The organism is Massilia sp. PWRC2 (genome assembly GCF_049896725.1).
GTDB lineage: Bacteria > Pseudomonadota > Gammaproteobacteria > Burkholderiales > Burkholderiaceae_D > JAFCUW01.
The window spans coordinates 134,772-149,076 of sequence record NZ_JAFCUW010000003.1 but is presented as its reverse complement, the minus strand read 5'-3'; the positions used below and the strand labels follow the sequence as shown (position 1 = coordinate 149,076).

Here is a 14,305-nt window from a genome sequence, read left to right as displayed (position 1 = left end):
AACTCAGTACTGCCATGATGTTTTTTTACATGCATGCGTAAGTCGACAAAATTCCTCTTCGATTATACTCATTGCTTAGCAAAAGCATCAAGAAACTTGCGGCGGCGCGCGCTGCAGGGCCTCAGGGCAGGACGGCCTCAGGGCCGCCGCGGCTGAAAGCGCACGATCGCCTCGCCGGCGGCGGTGGCGCGCGGCGCTGGTCGAAAGGCGTGGCCATAAATGACTTCGAAGCTGAGCACCAGTTTGCCGCTGGCGTCGCGCCCGCGCTCGAGCGCGGCCAGCAGGCGCGCCTGCGCCGCCCGGCCGCGCAAGCCGCGCGCGCGCGTCGCCAGCGGGTTGCCGCCCAGGGCGCGCACATCGGCCAGCAAAGCGGCGGCCGTGTCGTAAGTCACCTTGATCACTTCCATATCCATCACCGGTGTACTGAAACCGGCGGCGACCAGCTGGTCGCCAAAATCGTGCATGTCGACGAAGGGCAACACATGCGGATGCTCGTCCACCTCGGCATAGGCACTGCGCAGCTCGCGCAGGCTGTCGGGGCCGAAAATGGAAAACATCAGCAAGCCATCGACGCCCAGCACCCGCCGCCATTCGGCAAACACGCGGTCGGGCTGCGGATGCCAGTGCAGCGCCAGGTTCGACCACACCAGGTCGACCGAGTTCGGCGGCAACGGCAAATTGCCGAAGTCGCCCGCCAGCACATCGACGCCCGCCTTGGCCGGCAACAGCCGGCTGAGCATCTGGTTGAGGGCGCGCAGGGCGGGCGCCGGCGCGCGCGCGGCGGCGGCCATGGCGGCGGCACCATCGATGCCGATCACTTGCGCGGCCGGATAGTCTTTTTGCAGCACGGCGAGGTCGGCGCCGGCGCCGCAGCCGGCGTCGAGCACGCGGCGGGGGGCAATTTTGACCAGTTCAAGGCGCTCATGCATGCGGCTGGCGATTTCGCGCCGCAAAAAATCGGCGTCCGCCACGCGCGCCGGATCGGCGAACAGGCGGCGGACCTGGCGGCCATCAATGGGCGCACTCATTCTGGACGGGGCTTGGGGTGTGGCCATGGCAGAGATCACAAAAATACGATAATGGCGGCAGTGTACAACGTGCCGTCTTTTCGAATGGGACAGGGATGGTTTCGCGACGGTTTTCGCTGCGGTTTTCAATGCGTTCGCTGGCAACGCTGTTGCCGTCGTCGTGCGCGCTGTGCGGCCAGCGCTGCGCCGGCGTGGTGTGCGAGGGTTGCCGCTTCGATGCGGTGGCGGCCGGCCCGCGCTGCCAGATCTGCGCCAATCCGCTCCCCTGCGAAGATGCCGACGCCGGCCGCCACTGCGGCCTGTGCCTGGCCAGACCGCCCGCCTTCGACGCCACCATCGCCGCTGGCGACTACGCCGCGCCGCTCGATCAACTGCTGCTGCAACTGAAATTTGCAGCACGCCTGCAGCTGGCGCCATGGTGTGCGGCGCAGCTGCGCGACCAGGTGCTGCGCCAGACGGCCATTGGTGCGCGCCTGCCCGATGTCATCGCGCCCGTACCGCTGGGCCGCGCCCGCCTGGCCGAACGGGGCTTTAATCAGGCGCTCGAGGTGGCGCGGCCCCTCTCGCGCATGCTGGGAGTGCCGCTGGCGCCGCGCCTGCTCACGCGGGTGCGCGAAACGGCGCCGCAGTCGGCCGTAGCGGCGGCGGCGCGGCTGGCCAATGTGCGCGCCGCATTTGCCGCCAGCGACGCTGCCGCCGGCCTGCACGTGGCCGTGGTCGACGACGTCATGACCAGCGGGCGCACCCTCGACGCGCTGGCGGCCGCCCTCAAGGGGGCCGGCGCCGTCCGCGTCACCAATTATGTGGTGGCGCGCACGCCGCCCAAATAGCCCGGTGCTGTACCATGGCGGCTAGCCACTTTCGAGGAGTCCGCTTGTTTCACGTTGTCCTTGTCGAACCAGAAATTCCGCCCAATACGGGCAACATCATCCGCCTGTGCGCCAACACGGGGGCCCAGCTGCACCTGATCGAGCCGCTCGGCTTTCCCCTCGATGACAGCAAGATGAAGCGCGCCGGTCTCGATTACCACGATTACGCCACCATGCAGGTGCACCGCAACTGGGATGCCTTCATGGCGGCCACCCAGCCTGATCCGGCGCGCATGTTCGCCCTGACCACGCATGGATCCGCACCGTTCGCCGAGACGACCTTTCAGCCCGGCGATGTGTTCGTGTTCGGTTCGGAAACGCGCGGCCTGGCGCCCGCGCTGCGCGACAGTTTTCCAGTGAGCCAGCGCATTCGCCTGCCCATGCGGCCTGACAATCGCAGCCTGAATTTATCGAACACGGTGGCGGTGGTGGTCTACGAGGCGTGGCGCCAGCATGGTTACGCCGGCGGCGCCTGAGGCGCTTACCTTTTAAGGCCGCGCCTGCTGGCGCACCTTGGTGAGCAGCTTGGTGGTCGAACGGTCATGCGCAAAATCGATGGCGATGGCCTGGCCGCCATAAGCGAGCACCGCCTGCCCCTCGGGGATGGCAGTCATGTCGTAATCGCCGCCCTTGGCATAAATCGCGGGACGCGCTTCGAGCACCACCTCGAGCGCCGTATCTTCGTCAAATGCCACCACCAGGCTGACCGCTTCGAGCGCCGCCAGCACCGCCATGCGGTCGGCCGCCGTGTTGAGGGGACGGTCGTCGCCCTTGCCCAGCCGCTTGACGGAGGCATCGGTATTGGCTGCCACCACCAGCGAGGCGCCCAGCGCGCGCGCCTGCGCCAGGTAAGTGACGTGACCGCGGTGCAGGATGTCGAAGACGCCATTGGTCAGCACCACCGGTTGCGGCAGTTGCGCGACCCGTGCGGCCAGGTCGGCGCGGCTGCAGATTTTTTGTTCGAAAGTGGGCATGGTGGCAGGGCTGAGGTAAAAGCTAAAGGCTAAAAGGTAAACAGGTAAAAACCGAAAAATCTATTCGTCCGGGGGGGCGTCAGCCAGCATCGACAAGTCGTTGCTGCGGGCCCCGGCGCTGCCGCCGGGCTCCTTGCGCTCGCCGCGCAGCTTGATCTGCAGGCGCAGGCCGTTGGCCGAATCGGCGTTGCGGATGGCCTCGTCGTAATCGATGAAGCCCTTGTTATACAACTCGTAGAGCGCCTGGTCGAAGGTGCACATGCCCAGTTCGCGCGACTTGTGCATGATTTCCTTGATCGAGTTGAAATTGCCTTTCAAGATCATCTCGGCGATGGTGGGGGTGTTCAGCAAAATCTCGATGGCCGCCTTGCGGCCCTTGCCATCGCCCGTGCGCACCAGCCGTTGCGAGACGATGGCGCGCAAATTCGACGACAGGTCCATCAGCAACTGGTTGCGCCGCTCTTCCGGGAAGAAGTTGATGATGCGGTCCATGGTTTGGTTCGAATTGTTCGCGTGCAAAGTGCCGAGGCACAGGTGGCCCGTCTCGGCAAAGGCGATCGCGTGTTCCATCGTTTCGGTGTCGCGGATCTCGCCGATCAGGATGACGTCGGGCGCCTGGCGCAGGGTGTTTTTCAGGGCGCTGTGCCACGACAGGGTATCGACTCCCACTTCGCGGTGGGTCACCAGGCACGCCTTGTTCTTGTGAACGTATTCGACCGGATCTTCGACGGTGATGATGTGGCCGGCCGAATGGGTGTTGCGGTAATCGATCATGGCCGCCAGCGTGGTCGACTTGCCCGAACCGGTGCCGCCCACCACCAGCACCAGCCCCCGTTTGCTCATGATGACATCCTTGAGCACCTCGGGCAGGTCGAGTTTGTCGAAATTCGGAATTTCCGACGCAATCGTGCGCACCACCATGCTGACCGATTGTTGCTGGACGAAGACATTGACGCGAAAGCGGCACACATTCGGCAGCGAAATGGCGAAATTGCATTCCATCTCCGCCTCGAATTCGCGCTTTTGCTTGTCATTCATGATCGACAGGGCCAGTGCGCGCGTCACCTCGCCGGTCAGCTTTTGCTGGCTCAAGGGCTTCATGGCGCCCTGCTGCTTCATGCTGGGCGGGAAGTCGGCAGAGATAAACAGGTCGGAGCCACCCTGGTGCTGCATGACGGTGAGCAGCTTGTGGATATACGCTTGCGCTTCGACGGGACCAAACTGGGTGGACATGAGTTCTCTCGGAAATGAATCGACAAAAATCGCCGGCCCGGCAATTATATCGACTGGGCTTCCGGTAAAATACAAAAACTTTGCTGGAAATATTGCAAGTGTTTTCCACGCAGCGCGCTGCCGTCTGCGCGCCAGTCCCACTTCGCCGGCCTCGCTGGTTCAATCACCATGACCCTCACCGAACTCAAATACATCGTCGCTGTTGCCCGCGCGCGCCACTTTGGCCACGCCGCCGAGGCCTGTTTCGTGGCCCAACCGACACTGTCGGTGGCGATCAAGAAACTTGAAGATGAGCTGGGGGTGGTGCTGTTCGAACGGGGCGGCGCCGAAGTATCGGTGACGCCGCTGGGCCAGCAAATCGTCGCCCAGGCCGAACGGGTGCTGGAACAGACCGCCGCCATCAAGGAACTGGCCAAGCAAAACAAGGACCCGCTGGCCGGCCCCCTGCGCCTTGGCGTGATTTACACCATCGGCCCCTACCTGCTGCCGCCACTGGTGAAAAACATCATCGACAACGTGCCGCAGATGCCGCTCATTTTGCAGGAAAATTTTACCGTGCGCCTGCTCGAACTGCTGCGCCAGGGCGAGCTCGACGCCGCCATCATGGCCTTGCCGCTCCCCGACCATGGCATGTCGATGCAAACCCTGTACGACGAGCCGTTCGTGGTTGCCATGCCAAAAAGCCACCCCTGGGCCAACCGCGCCGCCATCACCGCGGAAGACTTGAAGACAGAAACCATGCTGCTGCTCGGCAATGGCCACTGCTTTCGCGACCAGGTGCTGGAAGTGTGCCCGGAAATGGCGCGCTTTTCGACGCCCGGCAATGGCATGCAGCGCACTTTCGAAGGCTCATCGCTGGAAACCATCCGCCACATGGTCGCCAGCGGCATCGGCCTGACCGTGCTGCCGCGCGCCTCGGTGCCTGACATGGACAGCGACAAGCAGGACAGCCGCGCCCTGCTGCGTTTCGTGCCGTTCAGTGCGCCAGTGCCGTCGCGCCGCGTGGTGCTGGTGTGGCGCAAGAGTTTTACCCGCCGCGCCGCCATCGACGCCATCTGCGCAGCCGTGGCCGCCTGCGATTTGCCCGGTGTGCAGATGGCCGATGAAGACGATGGCGTCGTCATCGGCGCACCGGCGCGGGCGGCCTGATCAGATTGGCGCGCATGCTGCGCATGTACGGGGCCCGGCAATGCTTGGGTTGGTCTGACGAAGGCGTCGCGGAGGCGATCTACGACAGCCGGTCTATTCGCGCTTTTGCTGGCACCGGTCTTGGAACGCAATCGGCACCGGACGCGACAACGCTGCTCAAGTTTCGTCACCTGCGCGCGCCCGTGCCGGAAGACGGTGTGGCCGCAATCCATCGGCGGTCTGTTCGAGTTCGACGGCACCGTGGATGAGAGTGCTGGCGATCATGCCGGTGCTCGGTGTTCAAAAAGCGGGCGCAGCTGGTCGTCGATGGAACGCGACTTGTCGGTGATCTCGCTGCCTGTGTGGAGCGTGCTCTTGCGCTCGATCAGCATGATGTGACACTCTTCTTCGGCGACCGGGTTGTGTCGCACACCTCGAGGCACCACAAAGGTTTGCCCCTCGCTCAATTCCACCACGGCGGCGTCCATTTCGATCCTCAGGCGCCCTTTGAGAATGAAGAACAGCTCATCCTCATGGTCATGGCTGTGCCAGGCAAGCGAGCCGTGTACCTTGGCCACCTTGACATAGGAATCATCGAACTCGGCGACGACGCGGGGCGACCAGGTTTCGGTGAGCGATTGCGCAATTGCAGCGGGCGAGACGGCAGGTTTCATGGCACCTCAGCTTGTTGAAACGATAGCCACCATTTTAGCGCAGAGTGAGGCACCGGGGTGTCGACGTCAGCGTGCGGTATGGCGTGCCAGGCGCCAAATGCTGTCCAACTTTAGGGATGCAGTTCACCTGCGGTACCAGTCCCATTTTTCCTCAATCGAGCAGCAAGGCTGCGCGCTGCAGGCCCGCCGGCTGGCCCTCGGCCAGCAATTCCTGCAGATTTTTGGGAAACGGCAGGGCATTGCGCCGCTCCGATTTGACCCAGGCGTCGCCCTGGCGGCGCCATTCGAGCGTGCGCGAATACAGGGCGATACCGCCCACCTCGATGGCCACCACGACGACGTCGCTGGACACCGCCCCCAGCAGGAAGCGCTTGCGCGGCACGCCGCTGCCGCCGACGCAGCCGCCATTGAAACGCTCGCCGCTGTCGGCGATGGCGTCGTCGCCGTTGCCGACGCCGAGCTGCTGCTGCACGGCCAGCGGCAGCTGGCGCAGCGAGTTGGCCTGCACGAAAGTGGCCTGGGGTGCGGCGGCGGCACCGGTCGAGGCTGCAAAAAACGCCGCACACACAGTAAAATGCTTGGGTTGCATGATGTCGATCCGTATATAAAAGGCACACAAGTATAGGCCGCCGACGGCGCCCGGGCTGGCGCCATGTCAAACAACAATCACACGGCGCGCCCCCCTGTTGCTGGCTTCGACCAGGCGGCGGCGCCACTGCTCGAAAGCGATCATGACCCGACTGGCCCTGTATTTCAAACTGATTCGCGCCGACAAGCCGATCGGCATCCTGCTGCTGCTGTGGCCCACCCTGATCGCCCTGTGGCTGGCCTCGGATGGCACACCCGACCCGCTGCTGCTGCTCATTTTTACGGTGGGCACCGCGCTGATGCGCTCGGCCGGCTGCGCCATCAACGACTACGCCGACCGCAACTTCGACAAGCACGTCAAGCGCACCGCCGAGCGTCCCCTCACCAGCGGCAAGATTGCAGGATGGGAAGCGCTGGCCGTGGCCGGCGTGCTGGCCGCGCTGGCCTTCCTGCTGGTCTTGCCATTAAATACCCTGACCAAACAGCTGTCGGTGGCAGCATTGCTCATTGCCGCCAGCTACCCGTATTTCAAGCGCTTCTTCGCCATTCCCCAGGCCTATCTGGGGATCGCCTTCGGTTTCGGCATACCGATGGCCTTCGCCGCCGTGCAGCAGCAAGTGCCGGCGCTGGCCTGGGCGCTGCTGCTGGCCAATGTGTTCTGGGCAGTGGCCTACGACACCGAATATGCCATGGTCGACCGCGACGATGACCTCAAGATCGGTATGCGCACCTCGGCCATCACCTTCGGCCGCTTCGACGTTGCCGCCGTCATGCTGTGCTACGGGGCGGCGCTGGCGATCGACCTGGTGTGCGGCTGGCTGCTGGGCCTGCGCTGGTGCTTCGTCGGCGGCGTTGCCGTGGCTGCCGCCATCGCCCTCTACCATTACACCCTGATCGCCGGCCGCGACCGGCTGCGCTGTTTCGCCGCCTTTCGTCACAACAATTGGTTGGGTGCGGCCCTTTTTGGCGGAGTGGCGTTAGACTATGCGTTCAGATAATGTTGTAGTCATTTTCAACGAACAACCACGAGGCTTTTTATGATGGAAAAAATCCCCACCCAGTCCGGTACCCGCGATCAATTGATGAGCGATTTGAAGTCAGTCATCGCCGATGCCGAAGGCTGGCTGCGCAACAGCTCGCTGACCGGCGAGGATCTGCGCGCTGCCAAAGAAAAATTCGAACGCACCCTGTCCAGTGCCAAGGACAACGTGCTGTACTACCAGGGCGCCGTGGTGGAAAAAACCAGGGAAGCGGCCAAGGCCACCGACCAGTACGTGCACGAAAACCCTTGGCGCTCGGTGGCCATCGGCGCCACCATCGGCCTGCTGCTGGGCGTGGCGATTTCGCGCAAGGACTAATCTCGCTCGCTTAAAAAAAGGGCTGGCCCGCGTTCGCGTGCCAGCCCTTTTTTATCTGCATCCGAGGGGAATCTAATCGCGCCCCAGTTCCACACCGAGTTCGCGTCCGCGCGCGGCGGCCGCCTTGACGGCGTCGATGATTGCCTGCTTGACGCCAGACGCTTCCATGCTCTGCAAGGCGGCGTAGGTGGTGCCGCCTTTGGACGTCACCTTGTCGCGCAGCACGGCGACTTCGTCGGCCGACTGCGCCGCCAGTTGCGCCGCGCCGGTAAATGTTGCCAGCGCCAGCTGCTTGCCCTGCTCGGCCGTCAGCCCCAGTTCGACGGCCGCCTGCGCCATTGCCTCGATAAAATAAAACACGTAGGCCGGCCCGCTGCCCGACACCGCCGTCACCGGATCGATCAGCGCTTCGTCAGCCAGCCACACGGTCTGACCGACCGCTTGCAGGATGCCATCGGCCAGCGCCCGCTGCGCCGCCGACACGGCGATCGTTGCCACCATGCCGGTAATGCCCTGGCCGATCAGCGCCGGCGTGTTGGGCATGCAGCGCACGATGGCGCCGTAGCCGCCCAGCCAGCGCGCCAGGTCGGCGCTGCCGATGCCGGCGGCGATCGACAGCAGCAGCGGGCCGCCAGAGAGCACAGGCGCGAGCAACGGCGCCAGCGCCGCCGCCACCGCGCGCATCTGCTGTGGCTTGACGGCCAGCACGATGACCTTGCTGGCGAGGACGCGCGCATCGATGGCGCTGGCGGTGCTGACGCCAAAACTGTCGGCCAGCCGCGCCAGCTGCGCGTCGTTCGGATCGACCACGTGGATATGGGCACCGGCAGTGAGGCGACCGGCCAGGCCGGCAATCAGGGCGCCGGCCATATTGCCACCGCCTATGAAGGTCAGTGAAAGCGCAGCGTCAGGCGCCATGGCGTGCTCCAAAAATGGCGCTGCCGACGCGCACGATGGTGGCGCCTTCGGCAATCGCGGCGCCGAGGTCGGCGGACATGCCCATCGACAAAGTGTCGAGGCCAAAACCGTCGGCATTGAGTTGATCGAACAGCGCGCGCACCGCCGCAAACGCTTGCCGTTGTTTTGAAACGTCAGTTTCCGGCTCGGGAATGGCCATCAATCCCCGCAATTTGAGCTGCGGCAACAGGGCGACTTGCTGCGCCAGCGCCACCAGATCGGCCGGCGCCACGCCACTTTTGGTCGCTTCGCCGCTGATATTCACTTGCAAACAAACATTTAAAGGCGGCAACGTCGGCGGCCGCTGTTCAGACAGGCGCTGGGCGATTTTCAAACGCTCGACCGTGTGCACCCAATCGAAGTGGGTCGCCAGCGGGCGCGTCTTGTTACTCTGAATGGGGCCAATAAAATGCCATTCGACGGCCGCATCGGGGCGCGCCGCCGCCACCGCTACCTGTTTGTCGAGCGCTTCCTGCAAATAATTTTCGCCGAAGGCGGACTGGCCGGCGGCGAACGCTTCGAGCACGGCATCGGCGCCAAATGTTTTGGAAACGGCAAGCAAATGGACGTCCGCGCGCGGACGTTGGGAGGCCGTACAGGCGGCCTGTATGGTTGAATCGACAGCTTGCAGTTTGGAGAGGATTGTGGACATAATCTTGTCAGCGGGCAATTAAAAGCGAAACGAGGTGATGCACACGCGCATGCTTCCCGAACGCGCCCTTTTTTACGGCTCAGGGATTATAAATGGACATCTCCGAATTACTCGCTTTTTCCGTCAAGAACAAAGCTTCCGACCTGCACCTGTCCTCTGGCCTGCCGCCGATGATCCGCGTGCACGGCGACGTGCGCCGCATCAACTTGCCGCCGCTCGAGCACAAAGACGTCCACGGCATGATCTATGACATCATGAACGACGGCCAGCGCAAGCAGTACGAAGAAGTGCTCGAATGTGACTTTTCGTTTGCCATTCCGGGCCTGGCGCGCTTTCGCGTCAATGCCTTCAACCAGGAACGCGGCGCCGCCGCCGTGCTGCGCACCATTCCCTCGAAAATCCTGTCGCTCGAAGACCTCAATGCGCCGCGTATTTTCGCCGACCTGGCGATGCGCCCGCGCGGCCTGGTGCTGGTGACGGGGCCAACCGGCTCGGGCAAATCGACCACGCTCGCTGCCATGGTCAACCACCTCAACGAAAACGAATACGGCCATATTTTGACCGTCGAAGACCCCATCGAGTTCGTCCACGACTCCAAAAAATGCCTGATCAATCAGCGCGAAGTGGGCCCGCACACGCTGTCGTTCAATAACGCCCTGCGCTCGGCGCTGCGCGAAGATCCCGACTGCATCCTGGTGGGCGAATTGCGCGACCTCGAAACGATCCGCCTGGCGCTGACGGCGGCCGAAACCGGTCACCTGGTATTTGGTACCCTGCACACCTCGTCGGCGGCCAAGACCATCGACCGTATCGTCGACGTCTTCCCCTCCGACGAAAAAGAAATGGTGCGCGCGATGCTGTCCGAATCGCTGCAAGCGGTGATTTCGCAAACCCTGTTGAAAACCAAGGATGGCAACGGCCGCGTGGCAGCCCATGAAATCATGATCGGCACGCCGGCGATCCGCAACCTGATCCGCGAATCGAAGATCGCCCAGATGTATTCGGCAATCCAGACCGGCTCGAACGTTGGCATGCAAACGCTCGACCAGAACCTGACGGAACTGGTCCGCCGCAACGTCATTTCGAATGCCGCTGCGCGGTCGGCGGCGAAAACGGCTGAAAATTTCCCGGGCTAAAACGAGTCAACCAGAAGCGAGCACATTATGGAACGCGATCAAGCCTCAAAATTCATGTTCGACCTGCTGCGCCTGATGACCAGCAAGGGTGGCTCGGACTTGTTCATCACTGCCGGCTTTCCGCCTGCCATCAAAATCGACGGCAAGATGACACCCGTGTCGAGCCAGCCGCTCACCGCCGCCCACACGGCCGACCTGGCCCGCGCGATCATGAACGACAAGCAGACGGCCGGTTTTGAATTATCGAAAGAAGCCAACTTCGCCATCAGCCCCGGCGAGCTGGGGCGCTTTCGCGTGTCCGCCTTCGTGCAGATGAGCTGCGTGGGCATGGTCTTGCGCACCATCACCAGCACGATCCCGAAACTGGAAGAGCTCGAACTGCCGGCCATCCTGGCCGACGTCATCATGACCAAGCGCGGCCTGGTGATCATGGTGGGTGCCACCGGCTCGGGCAAATCGACGACCATGGCGGCGATGGTCGGCTACCGCAATGAACACAGCTACGGCCACATCATCACCATCGAAGACCCGGTCGAATACGTGCACCCGCACAAGAACTGCGTGATCACCCAGCGTGAAGTGGGGGTCGATACCGACAGCTTCGAAGCGGCCCTGAAAAACTCGCTGCGCCAGGCGCCCGACGTCATCCAGATCGGCGAAATCCGCGACCGCGAAACGATGGAACATGCGATCGCCTTCGCCGAGACGGGTCACCTGTGCCTGGCGACCTTGCACGCCAACAGTTCCAACCAGGCCATCGACCGCATCATCAACTTCTTCCCCGAAGAGCGGCGCGCGCAGCTGCTGATGGACCTGTCGCTGAACCTGAAGGGCATGGTGTCGCAGCGCCTGATTCCCCGCAAGGAGTCGAAAGGCCGCGTGGTGGCGATCGAGATCATGCTCAATTCACCGCTGATTTCCGACTTGATCTTCAAGGGCAATGTCCACGAGATCAAGGAGATCATGAAAAAGTCGCGCGAGCTGGGCATGCAGACCTTCGACCAGGCCCTGTTCGACTTGCACGAGGCCGACAAGATCAGTTACGAAGATGCGCTGAGAAATGCCGACTCGGTCAACGATTTACGCCTGGCCATCAAGTTGCACGGCAAGGATGCCAAGAACCGCGACCTGGCCGCCGGCACCCACCACCTGGGCATCGTCTGATGGACATTTACGGCCACCAGGCGCTATCGCTGGCAGGCGAGCCGGTCGAGCTGGCGCGCTACCGGGGCAAGGTGCTGTTGATCGTCAACACCGCCAGCGCCTGCGGTTTTACGCCGCAATACCAGGGCCTGGAAGCGCTGTATCAACAGTTTCAGGCGCAGGGCGTGGCAGTGCTGGGTTTTCCGTGCAACCAGTTCGGCGCCCAGGAAAAGGGCAGCGCGGCCGAGATCGGCGCTTTTTGCGAAAAAAATTTCGGCGTCACCTTTCCCCTGTTCGCCAAGATCGAAGTCAACGGCGCGCACACCCATCCCCTGTTCAAGCAGCTCAAGCAGGACGCCCGCGGTGTGCTGGGCACGCAGGCGATCAAGTGGAACTTCACCAAGTTCCTGGTCGACCGCAACGGCCGCGTGGTCAAGCGCTACGCCCCGGCCACCATGCCGGCCGCCCTGCTGGACGACATCGCTGCCCTCGCTGCAAGCTGACAATTACCATCGGTAACGTGCTGTCAAGTACACTTAATGGCGAAACACCTCTGGCAAGCGGGCGCGGGGGGTGCCTCGCGTATGATCGGTGCATCGCATCCCCGCAAAGCGCTGTACATGAACGCTCCCCACCCGCCCGAGCACCCTGATTTCTCCTGCGCCGCCCCGAATAATCTGGAATGGGCGTTCGAGCAAAGTCCCGACTGCGTCAAGCTGATGGCGCCGTGCGGCAGCTTGCTGGCGATGAACCGCAATGGCCAGCTGGCCCTCGAAATCGACAACATCAGCAGCTACTACGGTACCAGCTGGGACAGCCTGTGGCCGGCAGCGTCGCGTCCCGCCGTGCTGGCCGCGATCGCCACTGCGCTCGGTGGCACGGCGGCGCGCTTCGATGCGCTATGCCCGACCAGCCGCGGCACCCCCAAGTGGTGGGATGTGGTGGTCACACCGATTTACGGTGCCGACGGCACCGTGGTGCGCCTGCTGGCCGTCTCGCGCGACATTTCGGCGGTGCGCCAGGCGATCGACAAGGAACTCGAAACTTCCGCGCGCCTGCAATTTACACTGGCGGCAACCAGTCTTGGCGAATGGGGGCTCGACCTCGCCAACGGCAGCTGGGAGCGCAACCTGCGCCATGACCAGTGCTTTGGCCACCCGCAGGGAGCGCCGGCGTGGACCCTGGCGATCCTGCTGGCGCACATCCATGGCGACGACCGCGCGCGCGTAACCGCCCTGTTCGATGGCGCCATCGTCAGCCATGCGGCGCTGCAGTTCGACGCCCGCGTGTGCTGGCCCGATGGCAGCGTGCACTGGATCAATATGCAGGGCAGCTGCTACCGCAACACCCACTGGCCCGAGCGCAATGACCGCCTGATCGGCATCGTCGCCGACATCACCGAGCGCATGCTGCTAAGCGAAGCGCTGCACGACGCCGGCCGCAAGAAGGATGAATTTCTGGCCATGCTGGCGCACGAGTTGCGCAATCCGCTGGCGCCGATCAGCGCCGCCGCCCAGCTGCTCGCACTCGGGCGCGGCGACGCCCGCATGATGCAAAAGGCCGGCGCCGTCATCGACCGCCAGGCGCGCCACATGAACCACCTGCTCGACGACCTGCTCGATACCGCCCGCGTCACCCAGGGCCTGGTCACCCTCGACATGCAGCGCGTCGACCTCAAGCACATCATCGCCGACGCCGTCGAACAGGCGCGCCCGCTGATCGAGCAGCTGCACCATCATCTGAGCGTGCAGCTCGACCCCTGCAATGCCGAGGTCAGTGGCGATGCCAAGCGGCTGGTGCAGGTGCTGGTCAATTTGCTCAACAACGCCGCCCGCTACAGCCCTGCCGGCGGCACCATCAACGTGCGCCTCGAATGCATCGGCGCGCAGGCCCGCATCACCGTCAGCGACAACGGGGTCGGCATGGATGCCCTGACCCTGGCCAGTGCCTTTACCCTGTTCAGCCAGGCCGCGCGCTCGTCCGACCGCACCGCCGGCGGTCTCGGTCTCGGTCTGGCGCTGGTCAAAACGCTGGTCGAGCGGCATGGCGGCAGCGTCACCGCGCACAGCGCCGGCAAGGGGCGCGGCAGCGCCCTGGTGGTGATGCTGGACTTAGTGGGCGCCAGTGGCGGCGCGCGCGCGCCGCAGGCGCTGGCAGCGCTGGCGCCGCCGCTGGCGGCCGAGGCACTGCGCGTATTGATCGTCGACGACAACCGCGATGCCGCCGAAATGCTGGGCATGGTACTGGCCACCGGCGGCCACCATATCGACCTGGTGTTCAATGCCGGCGACGCCATCGCCCAGGCGCTGCGCGTGCGGCCCGACGTCTACTTGCTCGATGTCGGTTTGCCCGACATGAGCGGCTACGAACTGGCGCGCCGCCTGCGCCGCCTGCCCGGCGGCGCCGATGCCACCATCATCGCCATCACCGGCTACGGCAGCGCGGCCGACCGCGCCAGCAGCAGCGCGGCCGGCATCGATCATCACCTGACCAAGCCGGTCGACGCCGGCCAGCTGGCGCGCCTGCTCGACCAGGTGCTGCCGCAGGCGGCGCCGTCATCGTAGA

At 63.9% G+C, this 14,305-nt stretch carries 15 protein-coding genes and 2 pseudogenes; 10 read left to right on the top strand and 7 right to left on the bottom strand.

Annotated features, from left to right (window positions below):
• Positions 1-137 precede the first annotated feature (137 nt).
• Positions 138-1,028, bottom strand: a complete 891-nt coding sequence (locus ACP7BZ_RS08340; protein WP_426111969.1) for a methyltransferase domain-containing protein — start codon at positions 1,026-1,028, stop codon at positions 138-140.
• Between the two features lie 128 nt (positions 1,029-1,156).
• On the opposite strand from ACP7BZ_RS08340, the gene ACP7BZ_RS08335 reads away from it, so the two are divergent.
• Entirely contained in the window at positions 1,157-1,858 is a 702-nt protein-coding gene (locus ACP7BZ_RS08335; RefSeq protein WP_426111967.1) for a phosphoribosyltransferase family protein, read from the top strand.
• 44 nt (positions 1,859-1,902) lie between these two features.
• A complete protein-coding gene (trmL, locus tag ACP7BZ_RS08330; protein ID WP_426111965.1) occupies positions 1,903-2,373 on the top strand; it encodes a tRNA (uridine(34)/cytosine(34)/5-carboxymethylaminomethyluridine(34)-2'-O)-methyltransferase TrmL in 471 nt (156 codons plus the stop codon).
• Positions 2,374-2,385: 12 nt separating this feature from the next.
• On the opposite strand, the gene ACP7BZ_RS08325 is transcribed toward trmL, so the two are convergent.
• Both ACP7BZ_RS08325 and ACP7BZ_RS08320 read right to left on the bottom strand, forming a co-directional pair.
• Positions 2,386-2,871 carry an adenylyltransferase/cytidyltransferase family protein gene (locus ACP7BZ_RS08325; protein WP_426111963.1) on the bottom strand — a complete coding sequence of 162 codons (486 nt, stop codon included), beginning with the start codon at positions 2,869-2,871 and terminating at the stop codon, positions 2,386-2,388.
• A 60-nt stretch (positions 2,872-2,931) separates the two neighbouring features.
• A complete protein-coding gene (locus ACP7BZ_RS08320) occupies positions 2,932-4,104 on the bottom strand; it encodes a PilT/PilU family type 4a pilus ATPase (RefSeq protein ID WP_426111961.1) in 1,173 nt (390 codons plus the stop codon).
• Between the two features lie 168 nt (positions 4,105-4,272).
• Between ACP7BZ_RS08320 and ACP7BZ_RS08315 the strand changes: the two are divergent.
• Together ACP7BZ_RS08315 and ACP7BZ_RS08310 are read left to right on the top strand one after the other, a co-directional pair.
• A pseudogene (locus ACP7BZ_RS08315) lies at positions 4,273-5,202 on the top strand (hydrogen peroxide-inducible genes activator); the annotation flags it as partial.
• A 34-nt stretch (positions 5,203-5,236) separates the two neighbouring features.
• Positions 5,237-5,426 (top strand): annotated as a pseudogene (locus tag ACP7BZ_RS08310) (transposase); the annotation flags it as partial.
• Positions 5,427-5,513: 87 nt separating this feature from the next.
• On the opposite strand, the gene ACP7BZ_RS08305 reads toward ACP7BZ_RS08310, so the two are convergent.
• Together ACP7BZ_RS08305 and ACP7BZ_RS08300 are read right to left on the bottom strand one after the other, a co-directional pair.
• Positions 5,514-5,906: a cupin domain-containing protein gene (locus ACP7BZ_RS08305; RefSeq protein WP_426111959.1), complete on the bottom strand. Its 393-nt coding sequence runs from the start codon at positions 5,904-5,906 to the stop codon at positions 5,514-5,516.
• Positions 5,907-6,057: 151 nt separating this feature from the next.
• Complete coding sequence (locus tag ACP7BZ_RS08300) at positions 6,058-6,495, bottom strand: hypothetical protein (RefSeq protein WP_426111957.1); 438 nt, start codon at positions 6,493-6,495, stop codon at positions 6,058-6,060.
• A 142-nt stretch (positions 6,496-6,637) separates the two neighbouring features.
• Between ACP7BZ_RS08300 and ubiA the strand changes: the two genes are divergently transcribed.
• Together ubiA and ACP7BZ_RS08290 are read left to right on the top strand one after the other, a co-directional pair.
• Entirely contained in the window at positions 6,638-7,492 is an 855-nt protein-coding gene (ubiA, locus tag ACP7BZ_RS08295) for a 4-hydroxybenzoate octaprenyltransferase (RefSeq protein ID WP_426111955.1), read from the top strand.
• Between the two features lie 39 nt (positions 7,493-7,531).
• Complete coding sequence (locus ACP7BZ_RS08290; RefSeq protein WP_426111953.1) at positions 7,532-7,852, top strand: DUF883 family protein; 321 nt, start codon at positions 7,532-7,534, stop codon at positions 7,850-7,852.
• Between the two features lie 72 nt (positions 7,853-7,924).
• Here ACP7BZ_RS08290 and proC read toward each other — a convergent pair whose 3' ends face one another.
• Positions 7,925-8,770, bottom strand: a complete 846-nt coding sequence (gene proC / locus ACP7BZ_RS08285) for a pyrroline-5-carboxylate reductase (RefSeq protein ID WP_426111951.1) — start codon at positions 8,768-8,770, stop codon at positions 7,925-7,927.
• Positions 8,760-9,461 (bottom strand): YggS family pyridoxal phosphate-dependent enzyme, encoded by a 702-nt coding sequence (locus ACP7BZ_RS08280; RefSeq protein WP_426111949.1) that lies wholly within the window; start codon positions 9,459-9,461, stop codon positions 8,760-8,762. Before ACP7BZ_RS08280 ends, proC begins: the two co-directional genes overlap by 11 nt.
• A gap of 92 nt (positions 9,462-9,553) precedes the next feature.
• Here ACP7BZ_RS08280 and ACP7BZ_RS08275 point away from each other — a divergent pair, with 92 nt between their 5' ends.
• The 4 genes from ACP7BZ_RS08275 to ACP7BZ_RS08260 all read left to right on the top strand — a co-directional run bounded on the left by ACP7BZ_RS08275 (position 9,554) and on the right by ACP7BZ_RS08260 (position 14,304).
• Positions 9,554-10,597: a type IV pilus twitching motility protein PilT gene (locus ACP7BZ_RS08275; RefSeq protein WP_426111947.1), complete on the top strand. Its 1,044-nt coding sequence runs from the start codon at positions 9,554-9,556 to the stop codon at positions 10,595-10,597.
• A 27-nt stretch (positions 10,598-10,624) separates the two neighbouring features.
• Positions 10,625-11,761, top strand: a complete 1,137-nt coding sequence (locus ACP7BZ_RS08270) for a PilT/PilU family type 4a pilus ATPase (RefSeq protein WP_426111945.1) — start codon at positions 10,625-10,627, stop codon at positions 11,759-11,761.
• Positions 11,761-12,243: a glutathione peroxidase gene (locus ACP7BZ_RS08265; protein ID WP_426111943.1), complete on the top strand. Its 483-nt coding sequence runs from the start codon at positions 11,761-11,763 to the stop codon at positions 12,241-12,243. Before ACP7BZ_RS08270 ends, ACP7BZ_RS08265 begins: the two co-directional genes overlap by 1 nt.
• 117 nt (positions 12,244-12,360) lie before the next feature.
• The gene (locus ACP7BZ_RS08260; RefSeq protein WP_426111941.1) at positions 12,361-14,304 is read left to right on the top strand and encodes a PAS domain-containing hybrid sensor histidine kinase/response regulator; all 1,944 of its coding nucleotides are present in this window, start codon (positions 12,361-12,363) and stop codon (positions 14,302-14,304) included.
• Position 14,305 lies beyond the last annotated feature (1 nt).

Excerpts from the sequence above, each read along its gene's own strand:
- ACP7BZ_RS08340 (WP_426111969.1), bottom strand. The coding sequence starts at position 1,028 with ATGAGTGCGCCCATTGATGGCCGCCAGGTCCGCCGCCTGTTCGCCGAT.
- ACP7BZ_RS08335 (WP_426111967.1), top strand. The coding sequence starts at position 1,157 with ATGCGTTCGCTGGCAACGCTGTTGCCGTCGTCGTGCGCGCTGTGCGGC.
- ACP7BZ_RS08325 (WP_426111963.1), bottom strand. The coding sequence starts at position 2,871 with ATGCCCACTTTCGAACAAAAAATCTGCAGCCGCGCCGACCTGGCCGCA.
- ACP7BZ_RS08320 (WP_426111961.1), bottom strand. The coding sequence starts at position 4,104 with ATGTCCACCCAGTTTGGTCCCGTCGAAGCGCAAGCGTATATCCACAAG.
- ACP7BZ_RS08305 (WP_426111959.1), bottom strand. The coding sequence starts at position 5,906 with ATGAAACCTGCCGTCTCGCCCGCTGCAATTGCGCAATCGCTCACCGAA.
- ACP7BZ_RS08300 (WP_426111957.1), bottom strand. The coding sequence starts at position 6,495 with ATGCAACCCAAGCATTTTACTGTGTGTGCGGCGTTTTTTGCAGCCTCG.
- ubiA (WP_426111955.1), top strand. The coding sequence starts at position 6,638 with ATGACCCGACTGGCCCTGTATTTCAAACTGATTCGCGCCGACAAGCCG.
- ACP7BZ_RS08290 (WP_426111953.1), top strand. The coding sequence starts at position 7,532 with ATGATGGAAAAAATCCCCACCCAGTCCGGTACCCGCGATCAATTGATG.
- proC (WP_426111951.1), bottom strand. The coding sequence starts at position 8,770 with ATGGCGCCTGACGCTGCGCTTTCACTGACCTTCATAGGCGGTGGCAAT.
- ACP7BZ_RS08280 (WP_426111949.1), bottom strand. The coding sequence starts at position 9,461 with ATGTCCACAATCCTCTCCAAACTGCAAGCTGTCGATTCAACCATACAG.
- ACP7BZ_RS08275 (WP_426111947.1), top strand. The coding sequence starts at position 9,554 with ATGGACATCTCCGAATTACTCGCTTTTTCCGTCAAGAACAAAGCTTCC.
- ACP7BZ_RS08270 (WP_426111945.1), top strand. The coding sequence starts at position 10,625 with ATGGAACGCGATCAAGCCTCAAAATTCATGTTCGACCTGCTGCGCCTG.
- ACP7BZ_RS08265 (WP_426111943.1), top strand. The coding sequence starts at position 11,761 with ATGGACATTTACGGCCACCAGGCGCTATCGCTGGCAGGCGAGCCGGTC.
- ACP7BZ_RS08260 (WP_426111941.1), top strand. The coding sequence starts at position 12,361 with ATGAACGCTCCCCACCCGCCCGAGCACCCTGATTTCTCCTGCGCCGCC.